Source organism: Sphingomonas sp. H160509 (assembly GCF_024124765.2).
GTDB lineage: Bacteria > Pseudomonadota > Alphaproteobacteria > Sphingomonadales > Sphingomonadaceae > Sphingomonas.
Genome location: NZ_JAMXSR020000002.1, coordinates 1,176,006 through 1,195,547, shown reverse-complemented (window position 1 = coordinate 1,195,547; position 19,542 = coordinate 1,176,006). Strand labels below are relative to the sequence as shown.

The 19,542-nt window shown below is 64.3% G+C and carries 27 protein-coding genes and 1 pseudogene; 27 read left to right on the top strand and 1 reads right to left on the bottom strand.

The window, feature by feature from the left end:
• The first annotated feature begins 84 nt into the window (after positions 1-84).
• The 4 genes from NHF48_RS07470 to NHF48_RS07455 all read left to right on the top strand — a co-directional run bounded on the left by NHF48_RS07470 (position 85) and on the right by NHF48_RS07455 (position 2,033).
• Complete coding sequence (locus NHF48_RS07470; protein ID WP_253070729.1) at positions 85-366, top strand: HU family DNA-binding protein; 282 nt, start codon at positions 85-87, stop codon at positions 364-366.
• 59 nt (positions 367-425) lie between these two features.
• Positions 426-722: a hypothetical protein gene (locus tag NHF48_RS07465; protein WP_263816813.1), complete on the top strand. Its 297-nt coding sequence runs from the start codon at positions 426-428 to the stop codon at positions 720-722.
• A 41-nt stretch (positions 723-763) separates the two neighbouring features.
• A complete protein-coding gene (locus NHF48_RS07460) occupies positions 764-949 on the top strand; it encodes a hypothetical protein (protein ID WP_253070727.1) in 186 nt (61 codons plus the stop codon).
• Between the two features lie 265 nt (positions 950-1,214).
• On the top strand, positions 1,215-2,033 hold the full coding sequence (locus NHF48_RS07455) for a class I SAM-dependent methyltransferase (RefSeq protein ID WP_253070726.1): 819 nt from the start codon (positions 1,215-1,217) through the stop codon (positions 2,031-2,033).
• Between the two features lie 33 nt (positions 2,034-2,066).
• Here the strand turns inward: NHF48_RS07455 and NHF48_RS07450 are convergent, their stop codons facing one another.
• Positions 2,067-2,339, bottom strand: coding sequence for a hypothetical protein (locus NHF48_RS07450; protein ID WP_253070725.1), 273 nt, complete (start codon positions 2,337-2,339; stop codon positions 2,067-2,069).
• 84 nt (positions 2,340-2,423) lie between these two features.
• Between NHF48_RS07450 and NHF48_RS07445 the strand changes: the two genes are divergently transcribed.
• The 23 genes and pseudogenes from NHF48_RS07445 to NHF48_RS07340 all read left to right on the top strand — a co-directional run bounded on the left by NHF48_RS07445 (position 2,424) and on the right by NHF48_RS07340 (position 19,542).
• Positions 2,424-2,813 carry a LexA family protein gene (locus tag NHF48_RS07445; protein WP_253070724.1) on the top strand — a complete coding sequence of 130 codons (390 nt, stop codon included), beginning with the start codon at positions 2,424-2,426 and terminating at the stop codon, positions 2,811-2,813.
• 11 nt (positions 2,814-2,824) lie between these two features.
• Positions 2,825-3,010, top strand: a complete 186-nt coding sequence (locus tag NHF48_RS07440; protein ID WP_253070723.1) for a hypothetical protein — start codon at positions 2,825-2,827, stop codon at positions 3,008-3,010.
• A complete protein-coding gene (locus tag NHF48_RS07435; RefSeq protein ID WP_253070722.1) occupies positions 3,007-3,645 on the top strand; it encodes a DUF3164 family protein in 639 nt (212 codons plus the stop codon). The genes NHF48_RS07440 and NHF48_RS07435 overlap by 4 nt, the downstream gene beginning before the upstream one ends.
• The gene (locus tag NHF48_RS07430) at positions 3,642-4,361 is read left to right on the top strand and encodes a hypothetical protein (protein WP_253070721.1); all 720 of its coding nucleotides are present in this window, start codon (positions 3,642-3,644) and stop codon (positions 4,359-4,361) included. Before NHF48_RS07435 ends, NHF48_RS07430 begins: the two co-directional genes overlap by 4 nt.
• Positions 4,362-4,669: 308 nt before the next feature.
• Complete coding sequence (locus tag NHF48_RS07425; protein WP_253070720.1) at positions 4,670-4,879, top strand: hypothetical protein; 210 nt, start codon at positions 4,670-4,672, stop codon at positions 4,877-4,879.
• A 249-nt stretch (positions 4,880-5,128) separates the two neighbouring features.
• Positions 5,129-5,713 carry a hypothetical protein gene (locus NHF48_RS07420; protein ID WP_263816812.1) on the top strand — a complete coding sequence of 195 codons (585 nt, stop codon included), beginning with the start codon at positions 5,129-5,131 and terminating at the stop codon, positions 5,711-5,713.
• Between the two features lie 16 nt (positions 5,714-5,729).
• Positions 5,730-6,365 (top strand): annotated as a pseudogene (locus NHF48_RS24825) (phage terminase large subunit family protein); the annotation flags it as partial.
• A gap of 42 nt (positions 6,366-6,407) precedes the next feature.
• Positions 6,408-7,532 carry a terminase gpA endonuclease subunit gene (locus tag NHF48_RS24820; protein ID WP_342454728.1) on the top strand — a complete coding sequence of 375 codons (1,125 nt, stop codon included), beginning with the start codon at positions 6,408-6,410 and terminating at the stop codon, positions 7,530-7,532.
• On the top strand, positions 7,532-7,855 hold the full coding sequence (locus tag NHF48_RS07410) for a Gp49 family protein (protein ID WP_253070718.1): 324 nt from the start codon (positions 7,532-7,534) through the stop codon (positions 7,853-7,855). The genes NHF48_RS24820 and NHF48_RS07410 overlap by 1 nt, the downstream gene beginning before the upstream one ends.
• Positions 7,855-8,061: a phage head-tail joining protein gene (locus tag NHF48_RS07405; protein WP_253070717.1), complete on the top strand. Its 207-nt coding sequence runs from the start codon at positions 7,855-7,857 to the stop codon at positions 8,059-8,061. The genes NHF48_RS07410 and NHF48_RS07405 overlap by 1 nt, the downstream gene beginning before the upstream one ends.
• Positions 8,061-9,614 (top strand): phage portal protein, encoded by a 1,554-nt coding sequence (locus NHF48_RS07400; protein WP_253070716.1) that lies wholly within the window; start codon positions 8,061-8,063, stop codon positions 9,612-9,614. The genes NHF48_RS07405 and NHF48_RS07400 overlap by 1 nt, the downstream gene beginning before the upstream one ends.
• Positions 9,580-11,100, top strand: a complete 1,521-nt coding sequence (locus NHF48_RS07395) for a head maturation protease, ClpP-related (RefSeq protein ID WP_253070715.1) — start codon at positions 9,580-9,582, stop codon at positions 11,098-11,100. Before NHF48_RS07400 ends, NHF48_RS07395 begins: the two co-directional genes overlap by 35 nt.
• Positions 10,982-11,575, top strand: coding sequence for a phage major capsid protein (locus tag NHF48_RS07390; protein ID WP_446741205.1), 594 nt, complete (start codon positions 10,982-10,984; stop codon positions 11,573-11,575). The genes NHF48_RS07395 and NHF48_RS07390 overlap by 119 nt, the downstream gene beginning before the upstream one ends.
• 86 nt (positions 11,576-11,661) lie before the next feature.
• Positions 11,662-11,988 carry a DUF2190 family protein gene (locus NHF48_RS07385; RefSeq protein ID WP_253070713.1) on the top strand — a complete coding sequence of 109 codons (327 nt, stop codon included), beginning with the start codon at positions 11,662-11,664 and terminating at the stop codon, positions 11,986-11,988.
• Between the two features lie 53 nt (positions 11,989-12,041).
• Entirely contained in the window at positions 12,042-12,359 is a 318-nt protein-coding gene (locus NHF48_RS07380; protein WP_253070712.1) for a hypothetical protein, read from the top strand.
• The gene (locus NHF48_RS07375; RefSeq protein ID WP_253070711.1) at positions 12,359-12,685 is read left to right on the top strand and encodes a head-tail joining protein; all 327 of its coding nucleotides are present in this window, start codon (positions 12,359-12,361) and stop codon (positions 12,683-12,685) included. The genes NHF48_RS07380 and NHF48_RS07375 overlap by 1 nt, the downstream gene beginning before the upstream one ends.
• Positions 12,682-13,104, top strand: coding sequence for a hypothetical protein (locus tag NHF48_RS07370; protein ID WP_253070710.1), 423 nt, complete (start codon positions 12,682-12,684; stop codon positions 13,102-13,104). The genes NHF48_RS07375 and NHF48_RS07370 overlap by 4 nt, the downstream gene beginning before the upstream one ends.
• Positions 13,105-13,116: 12 nt before the next feature.
• Positions 13,117-13,494 carry a hypothetical protein gene (locus tag NHF48_RS07365; protein ID WP_253070709.1) on the top strand — a complete coding sequence of 126 codons (378 nt, stop codon included), beginning with the start codon at positions 13,117-13,119 and terminating at the stop codon, positions 13,492-13,494.
• 44 nt (positions 13,495-13,538) lie between these two features.
• On the top strand, positions 13,539-13,727 hold the full coding sequence (locus tag NHF48_RS07360) for a hypothetical protein (protein WP_253070708.1): 189 nt from the start codon (positions 13,539-13,541) through the stop codon (positions 13,725-13,727).
• Positions 13,728-13,774: 47 nt separating this feature from the next.
• Positions 13,775-14,353 (top strand): hypothetical protein, encoded by a 579-nt coding sequence (locus NHF48_RS07355; RefSeq protein ID WP_253070707.1) that lies wholly within the window; start codon positions 13,775-13,777, stop codon positions 14,351-14,353.
• 10 nt (positions 14,354-14,363) lie between these two features.
• On the top strand, positions 14,364-15,122 hold the full coding sequence (locus tag NHF48_RS07350) for a hypothetical protein (RefSeq protein ID WP_253070706.1): 759 nt from the start codon (positions 14,364-14,366) through the stop codon (positions 15,120-15,122).
• 93 nt (positions 15,123-15,215) lie between these two features.
• A complete protein-coding gene (locus tag NHF48_RS07345; protein ID WP_253070705.1) occupies positions 15,216-15,905 on the top strand; it encodes a DUF6441 family protein in 690 nt (229 codons plus the stop codon).
• 1 nt (position 15,906) lies between these two features.
• Positions 15,907-19,542, top strand: coding sequence for a hypothetical protein (locus tag NHF48_RS07340; protein WP_253070704.1), 3,636 nt, complete (start codon positions 15,907-15,909; stop codon positions 19,540-19,542).

Here is a 19,542-nt window from a genome sequence, read left to right as displayed (position 1 = left end):
CGTGATCGCCTGCGGCGGAGGGTATATCCGCCGCACTGAAACGATTTCAAAGGGGTCGACTGATATGTGGACAGGAGAGACGAGGTGACAAAAACCGATCTTATCCAACGCATCGCTCAACAACATCCAGACCTTAAAGAAGCAGACTGTCGGAGGCTTATTGACGCGTTTTTTAACGCGATGATTGACCAACTGTCGCAGGATGGGACTATAGAATTACGCGGTTTCGGTAGTTTTGCTATTAAGCGCTATCATGAGCGAATTGTTCGTAATCCACGGACAGGTGCAACTACCGGCAAGAGCGATATTTTCAGTGTAAGGTTTCGGACGGGCAGATCGCTCGTGGCGTTGATTAATAGTACCTAGCTTCGCAACTGCGTGCGGCGGAGGGTGTATCCGCCGCATAAGGACGTTGGGAGATCTACATGACGTTCGTTTCAATGCTCATCGCGATCCAAGCTCTCGAGCCGTCGTTCCTCGACCTCGGGATCAGGCCGCCCCGCAGTGAGGATGTGCGTGCGGCAGAAACGCGCGCGCGTAAGCAGGTGCCAGTAATCGCGCGGATCTGTCGCACCGCGCTTCAGAGCGGCGACCAAGACAAATACATTCGGTCTTTCGCCGATCGTAATGGGCTTTCCAGTTACAGCCGGGTGAGGCTTGCGACGGATTGCCTCCTCTATCAACAAGCCGTCACCGACAGCACGCGTCGGAGCAAGCCATGATCGCGGGGGAGGGGGTTCTCCGCCGCTAAGACGGAGGTGACATGATCCACGACGAAATCCTTATCGCTGGAGCGATGGGAATACAGGCCACCTTGGAAGACAAACTCAGCGACATGTCTACCGACACGATCGAACTGTCGCGTGCGCAGGCGATCTTGGTGACGGGTATGATTCGCGCTTTGGTCGGCCTGATTTCAGATGATGAGAGTCATAGGCCGTTGAATTAGCGGGTACTTCCGCCGCACGGACTGCCGAATAACGAGCGCTGATGTCCGTTAGATTGCTCCATAATGAACCCTTTTAGGCAGTAGATTTCTACAATTGGTTATAGATTAGTTAGACAATTGTCAGCCGGCCCTGCAAGAGTTTCGGGAGACTAGATCGCGAATCGCCTCGACAAGGAGCGCTGCGTACAAGCAGTTTCCAAACGGCTTGGGCGAAACGCGTCCCTGCCAAAAATGGCGAGTAAAGCATAATCCCGGGGGGGGTATAATGAAGTCCACAACACAGAACCGACTGGCGGATTTTTCGAGCGTCATCGAACGATGCTCCGGCATGCTGCCGCCAACTGTGTATCAGAAAATCTATGAGGTCGGCCAACGAGGCGGAATGATCGTCGAAATCGGAACTGCGCTCGGCGCAGGTACAGTCGCTTTAGCGCTCGGCCTGAAAGACTCGGGGCTTCCCGGTCACGTTTACACTTTCGACCCTATGTTAGGCGGGCCACGACGGCAAATCTCTGCCGCCGATGATCGCGTTGCGCATATCCAGGACAGCCTCGCTCACTACGGCGTGCTCGACCGTGTCACTATCATCCCTCGAGCCCTGACCGACGGGATCGCCCTCTTGCCAACGGACCAAGAGGTAAACGTTCTCATGATCGATGCTGACGGGCGCATCGATCGCGATCTGATCCTCCTAAAGGATCGCCTGTCTGCTGATTGCCAACTAATCATCGACGACGTGGACGATCAGGTCCGGGTTCGCGGCAGCGGCGCGCGTTACTTCGTTGATAGCAAGATGCGGCTGTCGTTTCTGTTGGTTGGATTCCTGCAGCGCGCAAACGTAATCTCGACAGGTCACCAAATCAAAGACACCTATTTCGGCGCTTGGCTTGGTGATCCGAACGCAGTCCTCAGTCCGTCGCCGGTGCTTGACGTCTACCGCGATATGATCTTCCAGCACGCTTCGCGCGACCACTTCAAACAGTGGCGTAGCGACGTGATTTGGCGTCTCGGAGAGCGGTTTCCGAAGGCGATCGGATCATTGCGGAAGATGTACCGGCAACGTCAGTTCGGCATGCCGGCATAGGCTCAAGTGGTGCGGCGGAGCAGTTCTCCGCCGCTATCGCTTCACCTGGCGCGCACCGGAGCGGTGCAGCTGATGAACTATCCCGTTGAATGACGCGGTCACGGTCTGCGCGCGGCCGATCTCGTGCGTGCCGTTGATGCCATCCCAGAATTGCGTCAGCGGCCATCGCTCCGGACAATGGGGCAGGAGCACACGTAGCGCGAGCCGGATCGCGGTGGACGGCTGTTGCTCTTTCTCCGGCGCTTCAGCCACCTCGCGCAGCACGGTCACCACCAGGTCGACGATGTAGCGTTCGTAGTCACTCATGACGGCCTGTGTAGCGGCGTAGAATACTTTCCTACAGATTCGAGTTCAGGCTATGTTCTGCCTCCCGGGGGTAGGGGTCACATAGTGCAGGACGAATACCGGCTGACGCCAGGAATGACGTCACGAAAGCTGCAGGTTGTCAGCTTCGTGAAGCAATACATCAGCCGCTGGGGACAATGGCCCAGCTACGGCGAAATCGGTGGGGCGATGGGTATCCATTCGTCCACTGCTCGCGATGCCGTAAGACGTGCGGTCAAGGACGGCATGCTCTATCGTGAGCCGGGATCTCGTAAGGGAGTTGCGCGGGCATCCGACACGCCGGCGCGGCTTTGCCCAAACGAAGCTGCAGAGATGATCGAGCGACTTCGTGAGGCCGGCGTGATCGTGATGGAGACTAAGCCTAGTTCGACCACACCCACATTTTACCCACTGCCGATCTCGCCTCCTTTTAGGCATTTGCCCGACATCGAATAGTCGGGGCGAGCATGATCGACGTTGCGCAGTACAAGGCAGAAATAGCGGCGATCCCGGGCGATAGCCTGATCATTCCGCGGTCGCAGATCAACGAGCTGCTCACCGAACTCGAGAACGGGCAGATCGCGAAGCGCACGCTGCGCCGTATCCATACGATCGCCGCGATGTCGTCGTCTGTCCTGGCACTCGCAGCATGAGCGACAAGCCGCATCCCGCCGCGATCGACGTCGCCGGCGCCTGGTATCTGAGCGACGCCAAGGCCAGCTTGGTCCCGATCGCCATGGTGAAGGCCGAGGATCTGCTCATGGACGAGCTGGTCCGTTCGGTTGTCGGCAAAGCCAACGAGCTTTCGGCCGCGCTGACAGCGTTCAAGCTTCACGCCTTCGAAAGCGTGGGCGAGCTTCAAGCGCTCCTAGCCCAACAGTACGACGCCAAGCTCGGCGGCAAGAAGGGCAACGTCACCCTGACGTCGTACGACGGCTGTAAGAAGATCCAGGTTGCGGTGTCGGACTTGGTCGAGCTGGGGCCTGAACTTCAGATCGCCAAGTCGCTGATCGACGAGTGCCTCCGGGAATGGTCGGCCGACAGCCGTGACGAGATCCGCGCGCTGGTCGACCGCGTCTTTGCCGTCGATAAGGAAGGCCAGATCAGCCATGCCGGCCTGTTCATGCTGCTGCGCGTCGGCATCACCGACGAGCGCTGGTTGCGCGGGATGGCGGCAATCCGCGACAGCATCCGGATCATTGGCTCGAAGACGTACGTACGCTTCTACGGCCGGCCGACGCCGGATGCCGCTTGGACGCCTGTCTCGATGGACCTCGCCTCGGCATGACCCGGTGGGTGATCCTGCGTACCAGCGGTGGCCAGACACTACCGCTGATGCGATCCTTGCGTGACGCTGGGTTCGACGTCTGGTCACCGGCGAAGCCTATCCGCCGCGTGATCAAGGCGAAGACGCCGTCCGGGACCAGGCTGATCGACACCGAGGTGCCGATCCTGCCCACGTTCGTGTTCGCTAGTGAGGTCGACCTTCCCAAGCTGGGCGACATCGTCGAGGATATGATGAGCGGCCGCGGGTGCCTGCATCCCGCCTTCTCGATCTTCCGATATGGTGGCCGCATCCCGATCATTGGCGATGCAGAGGTGAAGGGGCTCCGCGAGGAGGAAGCACGGACGATCGCCGTTCTTCAGGCTATCCGTGATGCCGAGACCTATGCCGAGGCGGAGGCTATCCGCATCGCTGCGATGCAGTCCGAGGCAGCGCGACGTAGGGCCACGAAGGAACTCGAGCGGCAGCAGCGTGCTGCCATCAAGGAAGCAGAGGCCACGCAACGCGCGATACTTCGGTCTCAGCGCATCACGTTCGAACCCGGCACCGTCGTGGCGGTAGCCGAGATGGACGCGATGGTAGGGGTGGCCGGCGTGGTGGAGGCCAGCGATGGCGTCCACGCTTGGGTACGCTTTGGTTCGTGTTCATGGAAAATTGAGGGTTGGCGGGTATCTCCGTCCGACTCAACCACATCGGCCGCATTGGGCCTCGCCGCTTAAGCGGCTCTCGGGACAGACGATCTGGGGCTCCGGCCCTTGCGCGCCCGCCATTACTTCCCCGCGATGCGTCGCGGAGGAAGTCGTAAGCATGTCAAACTCCCGGAGGTGGCTATGGCCGCACCAACCCGATCCGTAGCCGAGCAGCTGCGCGGATGCCGGCGACCAGCTCTTCCGCTTGGCAGACCTAGCAGAGACGCCGCGAAGCGCTCACTCAGCTACTGACCGCCTTCGTGACGAGATCGAGACCGTCGCCGGCGACGTCCGGTCGATCGTCCGCGGCCGCGGCTTCCGCTGACCCTGCGGTGGGCATGATCCGCATCAACGGCGTCATGACCACCAACTTCCGCCGGCTTCAGCCGCTGCTGGTGGGCGTCATGGAGCGACAGGCTCTCAGCGTTACGGCGCAGACGCAGGCATCCCTGCCCCCTCGCGGACCCGTCAGAATGGCGCACGAATGTTGCGCCACGGCGCACGATCCCATCGGTTTCCGGCCTCGACCTCTCGATTTCCGCCCCTGACGTACGATTGTTGCGCGACGACGCATCGATCGGTCGCCACCCCCCCAACCTTTGGGTCCTCCCGGACCAGGACGGTATGCGGGGGGCCAATGGCGCATGAGTTTCCTAGGTACAGGCAAAATCGTCACTTCATCATCATTGGAGTGAAAACCCATGGATTTGGCGGGTTACAGGCCCACGCTGGGTGAAGTCGCAGCGTTATTTGGCAAATCGAGCCGGTGGATTTCGGACCTTCGCGCTAAAGGCGAGATGCCGCCCGACGGTGCAACGCTCGGTGAATTCCTGGCCGCTTGGGGCAGCCTCTCCGCTGCGGGCGGTGGCGGTATCAAGGGCAAACCTATCGACCTGGCGAAAGCGCGTAGCGCGAATGCGAGAGCAGACCAGGACGAGATCAAGACGGCAGCGCTGAAGGGCGCGTTCCTGCCCCGCGATGGCGTCATCGACGCCGTCCAGGGCGCATTCGCCCGGGTGAGGGCGAAGCTCCTCGCACTACCGAGCAAGTGCGCGCCGGCGATCTCCGCGATGAAGTCGCCGGTCGCCATTCAGGAGAAGCTGACGGAGCTTGTGCATGAAGCGCTTGCCGAGCTCGCGAGCACTGTCGTCGGGAGCGAGCACGTCAGCGCTGACGGTGTCGCACATGGTGGCGACAGCGATGGCGACGCCGCACATGGTGGCGAGTCAGGAGATCGCGGAGACGGCGAAAACGTGGTGGCCGGTGTTCGCACCACCGCCGCGGCTGACGGTGAGCCAGTGGGCGGACGATCCGAAGATCGGCCGCCAGCTAAGCCCCGAAGCAAGCGCCGAGCCCGGACAGTGGGACACGAGCCGGGCTGAATTCCAGCGCGGCATCATGGACGCGGTCAGCGACCCGCTGATCGAGGAAGTCGTGGTGATGAAGTCTGCCCAGGTCGGGTGGACGGAGATCATCAACAACATCGCCGCCTACTTCATCGTGCACGACCCGTGCCCGATCATGGTGATGCAGCCGACCCTTGAGATGGCAGAGGGCTGGTCGACCGATCGCCTCGCACCGATGGTGCGCGACACCCCGTCGCTCCGGGCGAAGATCTCCGACGCCAAGTCGCGCGACAGCGGCAACAAGCTGCTGCAGAAGCGCTTCGCTGGCGGCTAGCTGGTGATTGTCGGTGCGAACAGCCCGGCATCGCTCGCCTCGCGCCCTATGCGCGTGATTCTGGCGGACGAGGTCGACCGCTATCCGGCCAGCGCCGGCGTCGAGGGCGACCCGCTGACGCTGGCGTACAAGCGGACGAACAATTTCTGGAACCGGCGCAAGCTCGCAGGATCTACGCCGACGATCGCCGGCTCCAGCCGCATCGAGGCCAAGTTCGAGGAGTCCGACAAGCGCTTCTTCTTCGTGCCGTGCGGGCAGTGCGACGAGTTTCAGGTGCTCAAGTGGGAGCAGGTTCGCTGGGACAAGACGAAGTCAGGAGCGCACCGCGCCGACACCGCGTACTACGTCTGCGAGCATAACGGGTGCCGATGGGACGACGCCGATCGCTGGGCCGCGGTGCTCAAGGGCGAATGGCGCGCGACCGAGCCGTTCAACGGCATCGCCGGCTTCCATATCTGGGAGGCCTATTCGTCCTGGGTGAAGCTGTCGGCGACGGTCGCGGCCTTCCTGCTCGCGAAGAAGACACCCGAGACGTACAAGGTCTGGACGAACACCGCGCTCGGCCTGACATGGGTCGAGAAGGGCGAAGCGCCCGACTGGCAGCGTCTCTACGAACGGCGATCGCAGGATCTCCGGCTAGGCGAAGCTCCCGAATGGGTTGCCCGCATCACCGTCGGGACTGACGTACAGCGCAACCGCATCGAAGCCAGCATTTGGGGCTGGGGCGAGGGGATGCGCAGCGTCCTGATCGATCACCGGGTGTTCATGGGCGACCCGGCCGCGGAAGAAGTCTGGGACGAGCTGACGGCCTTCCTGCGCGAAGAATGGGAAACGCCCAGCGGTCGCCGGCTGCGCATGACGAAGCTGGCGATCGACACCGGCGACGGTCACTCGACCACGCAGGTTTATAACTGGGCCCGTAAGCATCCGCGCGAAGTCATGGCGATCAAGGGCGTCGGGAAGTTCGATGCGTCGCAGCCCGTCATCGGCCCCACCTGGGTCGACGTCACCGTTCGCGGCCGAAAGGTTCAGCGTGGCGTCCAGCTTTATACGATCGCCGTCTCGGTCTTTAAGTCGGAGACATACGGCTGGTTGCGCCTCGATCAGCCGCTCGACGGTCAGCCGTTCCCCAACGGCTACATCTTCCTGCCGATGGGCGTCGATGAGGAGTGGTTGCAGCAGCTCGTCGCCGAGCAGCTCGTCACCGTGAAGAACAAGAGGACGGGCTTCTCCCGACAGGTTTGGGAAAAGACCCGACCGCGCAACGAAGCGATTGACTGCCGGGTGTACGCTCGCGCCGCTGCCTATGCGCTAGGCCTCGATCGCTGGTCATCGGTCAAATGGGCCCGGGCAATCGGCGCCACGGTACCTGAACGTGCCCCGGCGCCGACGCCTTCAGGTACCTCGACGCCGCGATCGGCGCGACCGGCGCGACCGGCCGCACCGGCGAAGCCGAAGCCACCCAAGATCAACCCGCTGACCGGGAAACCCCGCGGCAGCCATTTGAAAGGGAGACGTTGATGCTCAACGACAACCAGCTCGACGCCGCGATCGCCGCTACGCCAGCCCCCCGCGTCACCGACGACCACATCGATAGCGTCATCGTCGATCGCATGTTTCGCCGCCTGACAGCGACGTTGCTCATCTGCGTTTTGACTTTGCGCAATGGCTTCACCGTGACCGGCGAGAGCGCATGTGCCTCGCCCGCAAACTATGTTCAGGCGATCGGCGAGCGCATCGCATTCGACAATGCGCGCGACAAGATCTGGCTTCTAGAAGGCTACCTTCTCCGTGAGCGCCAGTATCAGCTCAACAAGACCATTGCGGCGACCGAGCGCGCCTGATGGCCTTCGGACAGACTGATCTCGAGGCGATCCAGACGGCGATCGGCAGCGGCGTCCTGCGCGTCCGCTACGCCGACGGCCGCGAGGTCACATATCAGTCGCTCGACGATCTGCTGAAGGCGGAGAAACGGATCCTCGGCGCGCTTGCCGTTGTGCCCGGCCGTCGCAACCGCCGGAGCTATCCCGGCTATCGGAACGGCTGCTGATGTCGAGCTTCCTCTCCCGCGCACTGGCGTCCGTTGCGCCTAGCTACGCCACCGCACGTGCCCAGGCTCGCCTCCGCTTCGAACAGGTCGAGACGCAGCGCGCGTCCCTTCGCGGCATCCGTGCGCAGTATGACGGCGCGACGCACTCGCGCCGATCGCAGGGCTGGCGCCGCACCGGCCGGGACGCAAACTCGGAACTCGCCGGCGCCGCGCATATCCTTGCGCAGACCGCGCGCGATATGGTGCGCAACAACCCGTACGCCGAGCGCGCTGTCTCAGCGATCTCCAGCGACCTGGTCGGTACCGGCATCACTTTCGAGGTCCAGCGCAACGGCGAGCCCGACGCGGAGATGACCGCTCTGGCGAAAGCGCACTTCGAGACCACCGCCTGCGATGCCGACGGCCGCAGCAACCTTTACGGCCTACAGCTGCTCGCTGCCCGGACCGTTGTCGAAAGCGGATCCGTCCTGGCTCGGAACCGCCCGCGGTTCGCTCGTGATGGATACGTCGTACCTTTCCAGCTGCAGCTGCTCGAGCCGGATCATCTCGACGCCAACCGCAACGGCATTTTCACGGGTGGCGCGTACATTTCGGGCATCCAGCTCGACATGCTCGGCAACCGGCAGAGCTACTGGCTGTATCCAGAGCATCCCGGGGCAATGAACGCCCGGTCGCTGCAGCCGACGCCGGTACCAGCCATCGACGTGCTGCACGTGTTCCGTCAGGATCGGCCCGGCCAGATGCATGGTGCCAGCTGGTTCGCACCAGTCATTTTGGCGATGCGTGAGTTCGCCGATTACCAGGATGCGCAGCTGCTGCGCCAAAAGATCGCCGCCAGTTACGCGATATTCCGGACCGGCATGGAAGGCGAAGACGGCGACGTCGATCCCGACGTCGATTATGCCGACTTCATCGAACCGGGCATGATCGAGACGTTGCCGTTCGGTGCCGACGTCAAGTTCGCAGACCCGCCCGGCGTCGATGGCTATGTCGACTTCGCCAAGATCTCGATCCGTACCTTCGCGACCGGCATGAACCTCCCGTATGACATCTTCGGCGATCTCGAGGCGGTCAACTTCTCCAGCGGCCGCATCGGTCGCATCGCCTACAACCGCCAGCTCGATAGCTGGACGTGGAATATGCTTATTCCGCAGTTCTGCGAGCCGGCCGGTCTCTGGTTTCTGCGCGCCGCAGCGCTGACCGGCAAGGACGTCACCGGTTGTAAGTTCGTCTGGACCCCGCCGCGCCGCGAGATGCTCGATCTCGCGACCGAAGGCCCAGCAATCCGGGACATGGTACGCTCGGGCCTCATGGATCCGGAGACGGCGATCCGCGAGCGCGGCGAAAACCCCGACACCGTGATCGCCGCTTGGGCGCGGTGGGCCAAGAAGGTCGACGACGCGGGCCTCATCTTCGACTGCGATCCGCGCCACGTCACGCAGGTCGGCAATGCGACCCAGAACGGCGCGACAGCCCCCCGCGACGTCGCCAGCGCCACCTCCCAAGAAGGGCTAAATCATGGAAATTCTGGTTTATGGCGTCGTCGGCGATAGCTGCGACGGCCTTGAAGCGTCGTGGCTTGTTGAGCGCATCAGCCACGCGCCCGATGATATCAGCGTCCGGATCAACAGCCTTGGCGGCCTCGTTTTCGATGGCTTTGCGATCTACAACGCGCTGAAGCAGTCGGCCCGCCGCGTTACTGTCCACATCGACGGCGTCGCCGGCTCGATCGCGAGCATCATCGCAATGGCCGGCGACGAGATCATCATGGCCGAGAACGCGGTGATGATGATCCACAAGCCGTCCGACGGCACGTACGGCGTCGCGACCGAGCTGCGGTCGACCGCCGATCGCCTCGACATGCTGCAGGCGCAGCTGGTCAACATCTACGCCCAGCGGACCGGCATGTCGGCCGACGAGCTTAATCCGCTCCTCGACGCCGAGACGTGGCTGACCGCGGCCGAGGCGCTCGATCTCAAGTTCATCGACAGCATCGCCGGCGCATCGACCGCGACGAACATGCTCGATCCCTCGAAGTTCGGGTTCCGCAAGGTCCCCGCGCATCCGCTCATCACCAACCAGGTGAGACCCCCGGCGCCAGCCGCCATCAACCCGGAGAATCCCATGCCCGATCCGATCGCGCCGGCGCTGAACCCCGCGCCAGCTCCCGTCCTCAATCCGACGCCGCCCGCACCGCCTGCACCGGTGAACATCGCCGACCAAGTGAATGCCGGCATCGCTGCCGAGCGCGCGCGCGCCTCGACCATCCGCAACGAAGTGAGCCGCGCTCGCCTCGAGCGTTCGTTCGGCGACACCCTCGTCGACGAAGGCGTGACCGTCGACACCGCGCGCCAGCGCATTATCGATCACATTGCGACCGCTGCGCCGACGATCACGAACTACTCGCCGGCGACGATCCCGCTCGCGCAGTTCCAGGCACGCGCCGACGCCATGAGTTCGGCGATCGCGCACCGCGCCAACCCGCGCAACCAGCTGATTGAAGGCGCGGATGCGTTCGCCGGTCGCCGCCTGGTTGTGCTCGCGCGCGACTTCCTCGAGTCGACCGGCGTCAGCACGCGAAACATGGGCGACGTCCAGGTCGCACAGGCGGTGTTCCGCTACCAGCAACCGCAGAACGCCAGCCAGCACACCACCGCCGACTTCCCGGCGCTGATGGGCAACACCGTCGGTCGCACCCTGCGCAAGGCCTATGAGCTGGCGCCGCAGACGTTCAAGCCGTTCGTCCGCCCCGCGACCGTCCCCGACTTCCGCCCGGTCAGCCGCGTCGCACTGTCCGACATCTCCAAGATGCAGGCTGTCGCCGAGGGAGCCGAGTACCAGTACGCAACGGTCGGTGATCTCGTCCGAGCAGTACGTCGTCGGCAAGTGGGGCCAGATCATCTCCATCACATGGGAGACGATCATCAACGACGATCTGAACGCGTTCGATCGTATCCCCATGGCGATGGGCCAGGAAGCCGCCCAGGTCGAGAGCGACGTCGTTTGGGCGATCATGCTCAGCAACCCGCTCATGAATGACGGCAAGACGCTGTTCCATGCAGATCACGGCAACCTCGGTGCTGCTGCCGACATGACAATCGACTCGCTTCAGGCCGGCCGCACCCGCATGCGTACGCAGAAGACTGCGAACGGCCGCTTCCTCAATAACGCGCCAAGCTTCCTGATCGCAGGGCCGCTGAAGGAGCAGAAGGCAAACCAGTTCACTTCGTCGAATTACGTCGCGACGAAGAACGGCGACATCAACCCGGAATATAACCGGACGCTGACGCCGATCATCGAAGGCCGCATCGTCGACAACAGCTGGTTCCTGTCGGCCGATCCGAATGCGCAGTCGATCGACACGATCGAGGCAGCGCACCTTGCCGGCCATGAAGGTCTGCAGACCGAGCAGCGCCAGGGCTTCGTCACCGACGGTGTCGAGATCAAGGGTCGCCTCGTGTTCGGCGCCAAGGCCATCGACTGGCGCGGCATGGACAAGAACCCGGGCGCGTAAGCGCGTCCGCCAACCCGACAACCATCATCGAAGCGCGTATCGGGCGGCCGTGAGGTCGCCCGGAGCCCGTTTTGCGGAGACCTTTCATGAAGAATTTCCTCGGTCATTCGAATGACCAGATGCTCACTGCGCCGGTTGCCGTCGCATCCGGTGGCGGTGCCCTGGTCGGCGCCATCTTCGGCGTCGCCAAGACCAACATCGCCCAGGGCGCGCGCGGACCGTTCTGCCTCACCGGCAAGTTCGAGATGCCCAAGGATACCAACGCGATCGCCGAAGGTTCGCGCGTCTACTGGGACAACACGAACAAGGTCGTGACGGCCACGGCCAACGGCAACACCCTGATTGGTGCCGCCACCCTCGCAGCGCTGGCGGCCATCACGACCGTCCACGTCCGCCTCAACGCGTCGTTCTGACGCACCCTGCGCCGACGCGGCTTCGCCCGGCCGGCTTGTAAGGAACGCACTACATGAAGAAAGTCATTCTGCTGCTCAGTGCAGCCTATCTGAACGGCAACGCATTCGTCGACGCCGGCGCAACCGTCGGCATCGGCACCGACAAGCACGAGATCACCGAAGAGCGTGCCGTCGACATCGAGAAGGGCCTGCGCGGCGAGATTTCGGAAGTCGAAGATGCAGACGATACCGACGGTGACGATGACAGCGACGGCTTCGGCGCGTTCACCGTCAAAGAGCTGAAGAAGTACGCTACCGACGAGAACATCGATCTCGGTACCGCGACGACCAAGGCCGACATCCTGGCCGCCATTCGCGCACCCCGCGGCTGATGGTCGATCCGTTCAAGGCGGCAGCGCCCGTGTTCTTCAAGGCGTTCGCCGACCTTGAACGGATCATCTACACGCAAGACGGTGTCGTCCTCGAGCCGATCCGCGCGATCTGGACCGACGACGCCGCAGCCGGTTTCCCCGGCGCCGGCAGCACGCTGCGCAAACTGACCTACGAGATCCAGCAGAGCGACCTGCCGAAGCGTCCGTCAAAGACGCGGGACAGCTTCATGCACAAGGGCCGGCGCTGGGAGATCTCCGACGTGACCCAGCGTGACGATATCGGCGCCTGGTGGTTGGTCGTCGTCGACGCGGGAGCGGCAGTATGACCGTGCGCGACCAGATCCTTGCCGCGATCGAGGCGGCGATCGTCGACCTGGCTGTCGAGGTCGAAGTCGAGCCCGCCGGCGACCCTAGCGAGTTTCCCGCCCTTGGCATCACCGACGCCGGGCATTCCGTGCTCGAGCATGAAGTCAGCCTGACTCGCCGCTCGATGACGGTGACGATCGACGGTTTCGTCGACGGCGCCGGCGGCAAGGCACCGACGGCCGCGCGCAACGCGCTGCTGGCCTCTGTCGTAGCCGCGCTGATGGTCGATGAGACCCTCGGCAATACTGTCGAGCTGATCGAGGACGGCGACCTCCGCCTGTTCACCGCCACGCTCGCGAGCGTGCGCCGCCTCGGGTTCGCCCAGGATTTCGAGATCCAGTTTTCCACTTCGCGGGCCGACCCCGCTCTACCCGCCTGAAGGAGGCCCCACATGGACCAGACCATTCGCCCGGCGAACGTCGCCGTGCTGTTCAAGCTCGAAGGCGTCGAAGGCGTCGACGCCAACCCCGATGCCACGGTCGACGCGCTGCCGGTTGAAGCCGACAGCGTCACCTATGGCACGCCCTGGACGATGGAAGACGCGAACGAGGCGACCGGTTCGCTCGTCGCCGGCGCACCGCTGATCATCGGCCAGGTGACCCCGATCAGCTTCAAGTCGCGTATCAAGGGCGCCGGCCCGGGTGCGGTCTACTCGCCAACCGTAAAGCCCCCCGCTGCATCAGCCCCCTGCAGGCATGCGGCTGGCGCGGCCAGTTCACCGCGGCGATCGCTGCCGCGGCCGCTACTGCCGGTACCGCCACCAGCCTGACGCTGCCGGCGGGTTTTCCCGCCGTCTCGCGCGCCGTACTCGGTATGATCCTGCTGCTGACCGGCGGTGCCGGTGCCGGCGCGCAGCCGGCCGTCGTCGAATACACCGCCGGCCGCGTCGCCACGCTTGCCGACACGTTCACGCCACCGCTCGACGCGACGACGCAGGTCTCGATGCCGGCGAATTGGTGGGCTATGCTCAGACGTCGCCAAGCGACACGGCCTCGCGCCTGACCGACCAGCCGTCGGGCACGTGCTACATCTTCGAAGACGGTCGCCTGATGAGGTTCGTCGGCTGCCGCGGCACGTTCACGCCGGACGGCAAGAGCGCTCGGCCTGGTTACGGGACGTTCAACATGACCGGCATCTACGCCGGCCGCGTTGACGCACCGATCCCTGCCAACCTCGTGATCGCCGGCCATTCGGCACCAGTGCTGGTCCAGGGCGCAGGCGTGTCCCCGTCGGCAAGCCTGAACCGTAAGGCCACCACGATCTCGACCTGGTCGGTGGATCCGGGCAGCCAGATCGAGAATATTGACGATCCGAACACGCCGTATGGCTTCGGTTCGGGGCAGATCGTCGACCGCAAGAAGATGCTGAAGATCGATCCATTGGCAACGCTGGTCGCCAACCGCGACACGATCGCTGATATTGGCAACGGTGTGCAGATGCCCGGCGTACTGCGTCACGGCAGCCAGACGGGCAACCGTTGGGCACTTGTGATGCCGTCAACGCAGCCCGTCATGCTCGACAACGCCATGCGCGGAAAGCTGCGCTCGGATGACGTCACTCTGCAGGTCCGCTCGATCGGTAAGGACGGCTACGTCCGCGATTCCGACGGCTACCTCGTCTTCTACTGAGGGCCGCTAGATGATCCTGACCAGCAAGGGCGCGACGACGCGCTATACGCCGCCCTGGATGTGTGACGACGCCGGCAACTCGAAGCCAGGTGCGCCAGTCCTCTTCCTCCGCGCCGGTGACGTCATCGAGCGCGGCCAGATGGAAGCAGAACTGTCGGGCCCGCACCGTTCCGGGCAGGTCTGGGGTTTCGAACTTCGCCAGGCGATCCGCGCCGGCGTCGTCGCGCTGCTGGCGGACGATCCGGATCTCGATCGACTGCTTGGTCTGATCGAGGCGGAAGGTGAGGGCGAAACAGAAACGCTCAGCGCTGACGATCGCGCGCTGCTCGCCGGCGTCCGCGGGGTGTTGGGTGAATGCTGTCCGGACTACCGCGACCTTGTCGCGCAGCTCGAGCGCCGGCGCGCGATCGCGCCGATCGTCGCGCTCAAGCGCTACTGCGTCGGCATGGAGATCGAAGGCGTCACCTTCGAGCTCGGCCGCGACGGGCAGGTCAGTGACGCGACCATGTCGCAGCTCGAGCCGTTTCTGATCAGCGTCGCCGGCAACCGCGCGTATGAGCTGCAGCAGCCGCGAGGGCTGGAGGGAAACTCGCCGCGGCCGTCGCCGTCAGACGTCAGCCCGAAGCGTTCCGGTTCGGCCTCACGGTCGAAGGCGGGTGGGAAATCGCCGGCACGCGCTGGGCGCAAAACCCGCGTCTCGCGCTCCCGGCGTGGATCTGGGCCGTCGTCGACCTCTGGTTCCACTGCCGACGCTTCGCCTCTCCCCTGATGCCGCAAGTGCTGCCTTGCCCGGGAAGTCCCGGTGAGCAGCCAGCGGCGCTGATGGACGCGTTTGCGATCATCGACGATCTGGAGAAGCCGAGTGGCGACTGATGGCGCAGATCTGTCGCTCGATACCGCGGCGCTTGCTCGCGACGGTGATCGGCTTGTTCGCCGTCATCTGGCAGCGGGTACCTCTGCCGTTGCGTCGACCACACGTCGCCTCGAGCAACGGCTCGAGGCGGCAACCCAGTCAGCGGTACCCGGGCGCCTATGGCGTGCGTGGCAGTCGACGACGTTCCCGAAGAGCGGGCCAGCGCGCAATCCGTCAGGCACGATTTGGATCAAGGGTGGCGCGCGTACGCGTGCCGCCATCGCGTTCTGGACCACGCCGGGCACGATCCGGGGACGGCAAGGTCAGTATCTTGCCATCCCGCTGCCGGCAGCTGGCAACAAGCCCGGTACCGGCCGCGGCCGTGACGCACGACCGACCCCGGTCGAATGGGAAGCGATGCACAACCAGGAGCTGACGTTCGTCGCGCGGCCTGGTCGTGCAGCGTTGCTCGTCGCCGAAGATGCTGTCCTGTCCGGACGTAAGCAAATCGCCAAACCCAATACCGGCCGGCGGATTGCTGCCGGCCGCGGTTCGGCGACCATCCCGATCTTCGTGCTGCTGCCCGTCGTGCAGTTCCGCAACGCCTTTGCGATCGGGCCGATGATCACCGCCAGCGAGGGCGAGATCGCCCGCGAGTTCTTCGCCGCCATCCGCGGCACAGCAGCAGGGAGGGGATAGCATGGCGGGTTCATCGCAATTCGATATCGTCGCCCGCCTGCAGCTGCGCGCCGAACAGTTCAGCAGCGAAGGCGGCCGATCGTTCGCCGACCTGGCGACGAAGGCGCGCTCGTCCGCAGCCGGGATCCGCGACAGCTTCGGCCAGAGCTTTGCCGAGGTGCAGAAGCTTGCCGAGCAGTCGCTGAAGCTGCCGCGCACGACGTCGGGCTCGCTCGATCTGTCCGGCGAGATCTCGTCGCTGCGCCAGTCCGCAGCCGCGGCCGATCAGAAGGCGGCCGTCGCGCGCGAGTTGAGCGCGGCGATGCTTGCTGCCTCGTCCAGCTCGCGCACCGTCACCGAGTCGATGCGCCTCGAAGCAGATGCCGCGATGGTTGCCGCCCGGGGTGAAGAGGCCGACGCCGGCGCCATTCGCCAACGGATCCTTGCGCTCGAGGCCGTCCAGGTCCAGCTCAACAAGACGGCATCGGCAACGATGCTCGGTACCCGCGCGGCGAACGACAACAAGGTCTCGGCCGAGCAGCAGCGCCAGTCGACGATCATGCTCGGGCAGCAGCTGCAGGACTTCTCGGTCCAGGTCGGATCCGGGCAAAGCGTAGCCACCGCGTTTGCGCAGCAGATCGGCCAGGCATCGTTCGCGCTGCAGGGCATGGGCGGCAAGCTTGCCGGCGTCGCCGCGTTCCTGACGACGCCGTGGGGCATTGCTGCCACGATCGGCCTGACGGTGCTTGCCCCGCTCGTCGGCAAGATCCTCGATCATAACAACGCACTCGAAGACGCGACGGCGAAGCTCAAGAAGACCGCGATCGAGTCGGAAGCGACGGCGAAAGCGCAGGACATCTTTGCCCGTTCGGCCGAGGGCGTGTCGCAGGCGATCCGCGACCAGACCAAGGCACTCGACGACGGCGACAAGGCACTGCGCAGCCGCGCCGAGCAGGCCAACATTGAGGCCAAGCAGAACCTCGCTCGGGAAGTCAGCATTCGGCGCGTGACGCTTGCCATGATCGAGCAGGCACAGGCGCAGGCTGATTCAACGATATCGCCGATCACTGGCGGTGGTGGTCCGGTCAACCTGGCGCAGGCGAATGCCGCCAGTCGTGTGCTCGAGCTGAAGGCGAAGGCGAAAGAGCAGCAGGACAAGATTGCGGCCGCTGAACTGAACGTGCAGCGCACCCGCGTCGATCTAGCAGCGGAAGCGGCCAAGCGGTCGGCCGATCCCATGGAGCGGATCAAGAAGCTCTATGACGACCAGGTGGCCGCGGCTCAGCGTGCTGCATCGGCAGAGGCTGCACGCGGGAAGCAGGTCGATGCGTCCCTGACGCGCGAACTGGCGGCAATCGAGAAGAAGCGCCAGGCCGACGTAAAGGCGGAGCGCGATCGTCAGTCGGCCGCCAACCGCAAGCCGACCCGCGATCCTGATCTTGCCACGCCGGCGTCGATCTCGAAGCTGCTGCGCGATGCGATCCCCGGCGTGCAGATCACCAGCACGACCGGCGGGAAGCACGTCTCGAACTCCGATCACTATCGCAGTGCCGCGGTCGACTTCGTGCCGAAGGGCGGCATGGCATCGATGACGAAGGACGATATCCGCGCCATCTTTGAAAAGGCCGGCGTCTCGATCCGGCGCAACGCTGGCGGCGTCGAGCAGCTGTTCGGCCCGGGCGATAAAGGCCACTCCGATCACTTCCATGTCGCATGGGAGAAGGGCAAGCTCGCCGTCGACAACTACCGCGCGTCTGTAAAGGAAACCGCGAAGGCGGAGCGCGAGGCGGCAGCCGAGCAGAAGAAGCTCGACACCACGCTCGATCAGATCCTCGGCAAGTTCGACCCTGCAGCCGATGCCGCGCGCAAATACCGCGAAGAGCTGGAGGAGATCGACAAGCTGGCAAAGGCCGGCAAGATCACGCCCGACCAGCAGATCACATACGTCGGCAACGCCAAGCGCGACTTCTCGGCCGCGCAGACCGCGAACGCCGCTAACAATTTTCGGGTCATCATGGGCCCCGAGGAAGTCGACGACGCGATCAACGCCTGGCAGGCCGGCATCGCCGCTGCCGGCGAGCAGATGCAGGTCGACGCCGAGGCTGCCGGCATCGCGTTCACCGACCAGGTGCGTGACGGCATCGCCGGCGCAGCCGATCTGCTCGGGATCCGCATCAACGGCCCCGCGCGCAACCTGCTTCAGCCAGGCGGCGTCGAGAAGCCCGCCGGCGACGCGGCAAAGTCGCTGATTGACGGCCTGCGCAATTCGCCGCTGAAGATCAGCAGTGAATCGCTCGATCGTCTCGAGAAGGGCATCGGCAGCGTTCTAAGCGGCGCATCGTACGGGCAGATCGGCGGCTCGCTGTTTGCTTCGATCACCGGTGGCAAACAGAACCAGCTCGGCAGTGCCGTTGGTGGTGCGCTCGGCAAGGTTGCCGGCGACGCACTCGGCAAGACCGTCGCGTCGACGATCGGCGGGACGCTCGGCAAAACGCTGGGCGGCGCGGCCGGACCGCTCGGCGCGATCGCCGGCGGCATTCTTGGCAGCGTCGTTGGTGGCCTGTTCAAGAAGACCAAGGAAGGTTCGTCGACGCTGACGTTCGGCAGCGACGGCCTCGCGGCCGGTACCGCCAAAGGCAACGGCACGGCCGAGAAGGCGGCAGCGTCCGCATCGGCAACGAGCGTTGCCGGTTCACTCAGCCGCATCGCCGAGGCGTTGGGCGGTACCGTGACGGGCGCAGGATCCGTGTCGATAGGCTACCGCCCCGGCCATAAGGCGGGCGCGTACCGCGTCGATACGACCGGGCAGGGCAAGCTCACTGGCGTCGACGCCTATGCGACCGAGGAAGAGGCGGTGCGCGCGGCGATTGCCGACGCTCTGTCGGATGGCGTGATCGGCGGGATCTCGGCTGCATCGAAAAGGATCCTGGCGGCGGGCGGCGACCTCGAGAAGGCGCTGTCGAAGGCGCTGATGATCGAAGCGGTGCCCAAGGATCTAAAGGCGATGCTCGATCCCGTCGGTGCGGCGATCGACGAACTGAACGCCAAGTTCATGAAGACGGTCGACGCTCTGAAGGAGGGCGGCGCAACCGCCGAACAGATGACGCAGGCGCAGCAGCTGTACGATCTGCAGCTCGCCCAGGTGAAGAACAGCACCGCGACCGCCAGCGCCAGCCTCAAGGACTTCCTCGCCAGCCTCAAGATGGGCTCCAACTCGCCCTACTCGCTGCGCGACCAGGAGCAGGCCGCGAAGTCGGCGCTGGCACCGTATCTCGCACAGATCGCCGGCGGGAAGTCGATCGACCAGGGCAAGTACCAGGCCGCGGCGCAGACCTATCTCGACATCGAGCGTCAGCTTTACGGCTCGACCAAGGCGTATTTCGACGCGCTCGATGCCGTCCAGGCCGCGACCAACAAGGCGATCAGCACGATCGACAACGCAACGCCGATCGGCACGGCGACTGAATCGCCCTTTGCCAAGGCGACGGCTGCAAGCGCGGCCACGACCGCGACCAATACGCAGACCACCAACGAGCTGCTCGATCAGATGAGCCAGCAGGCGGCGGTCACCAACGATCTGTTGGCGCGGCTCACCGCGGCCGCGGCGAACGACAGCAACTTCATCGGCAGCGGCCGGTCTTTCGTAGCGGCGGGGTAA

Bases quoted from the DNA above. Each gene is read 5' to 3' on its own strand.
- NHF48_RS07435 (WP_253070722.1), top strand. From the start codon at position 3,007: ATGAGCGACAAGCCGCATCCCGCCGCGATCGACGTCGCCGGCGCCTGG.
- NHF48_RS07370 (WP_253070710.1), top strand. From the start codon at position 12,682: ATGACCGTGCGCGACCAGATCCTTGCCGCGATCGAGGCGGCGATCGTC.
- NHF48_RS07355 (WP_253070707.1), top strand. From the start codon at position 13,775: ATGAGGTTCGTCGGCTGCCGCGGCACGTTCACGCCGGACGGCAAGAGC.
- NHF48_RS07375 (WP_253070711.1), top strand. From the start codon at position 12,359: ATGGTCGATCCGTTCAAGGCGGCAGCGCCCGTGTTCTTCAAGGCGTTC.
- NHF48_RS07395 (WP_253070715.1), top strand. From the start codon at position 9,580: ATGGAAATTCTGGTTTATGGCGTCGTCGGCGATAGCTGCGACGGCCTT.
- NHF48_RS07350 (WP_253070706.1), top strand. From the start codon at position 14,364: ATGATCCTGACCAGCAAGGGCGCGACGACGCGCTATACGCCGCCCTGG.
- NHF48_RS07465 (WP_263816813.1), top strand. From the start codon at position 426: ATGACGTTCGTTTCAATGCTCATCGCGATCCAAGCTCTCGAGCCGTCG.
- NHF48_RS07420 (WP_263816812.1), top strand. From the start codon at position 5,129: ATGCCGCCCGACGGTGCAACGCTCGGTGAATTCCTGGCCGCTTGGGGC.
- NHF48_RS07365 (WP_253070709.1), top strand. From the start codon at position 13,117: ATGGACCAGACCATTCGCCCGGCGAACGTCGCCGTGCTGTTCAAGCTC.
- NHF48_RS07425 (WP_253070720.1), top strand. From the start codon at position 4,670: ATGATCCGCATCAACGGCGTCATGACCACCAACTTCCGCCGGCTTCAG.
- NHF48_RS07410 (WP_253070718.1), top strand. From the start codon at position 7,532: ATGCTCAACGACAACCAGCTCGACGCCGCGATCGCCGCTACGCCAGCC.
- NHF48_RS07385 (WP_253070713.1), top strand. From the start codon at position 11,662: ATGAAGAATTTCCTCGGTCATTCGAATGACCAGATGCTCACTGCGCCG.
- NHF48_RS07450 (WP_253070725.1), bottom strand. From the start codon at position 2,339: ATGAGTGACTACGAACGCTACATCGTCGACCTGGTGGTGACCGTGCTG.
- NHF48_RS07360 (WP_253070708.1), top strand. From the start codon at position 13,539: ATGATCCTGCTGCTGACCGGCGGTGCCGGTGCCGGCGCGCAGCCGGCC.
- NHF48_RS07455 (WP_253070726.1), top strand. From the start codon at position 1,215: ATGAAGTCCACAACACAGAACCGACTGGCGGATTTTTCGAGCGTCATC.
- NHF48_RS07405 (WP_253070717.1), top strand. From the start codon at position 7,855: ATGGCCTTCGGACAGACTGATCTCGAGGCGATCCAGACGGCGATCGGC.
- NHF48_RS07400 (WP_253070716.1), top strand. From the start codon at position 8,061: ATGTCGAGCTTCCTCTCCCGCGCACTGGCGTCCGTTGCGCCTAGCTAC.
- NHF48_RS07340 (WP_253070704.1), top strand. From the start codon at position 15,907: ATGGCGGGTTCATCGCAATTCGATATCGTCGCCCGCCTGCAGCTGCGC.
- NHF48_RS07430 (WP_253070721.1), top strand. From the start codon at position 3,642: ATGACCCGGTGGGTGATCCTGCGTACCAGCGGTGGCCAGACACTACCG.
- NHF48_RS07460 (WP_253070727.1), top strand. From the start codon at position 764: ATGATCCACGACGAAATCCTTATCGCTGGAGCGATGGGAATACAGGCC.
- NHF48_RS07440 (WP_253070723.1), top strand. From the start codon at position 2,825: ATGATCGACGTTGCGCAGTACAAGGCAGAAATAGCGGCGATCCCGGGC.
- NHF48_RS07380 (WP_253070712.1), top strand. From the start codon at position 12,042: ATGAAGAAAGTCATTCTGCTGCTCAGTGCAGCCTATCTGAACGGCAAC.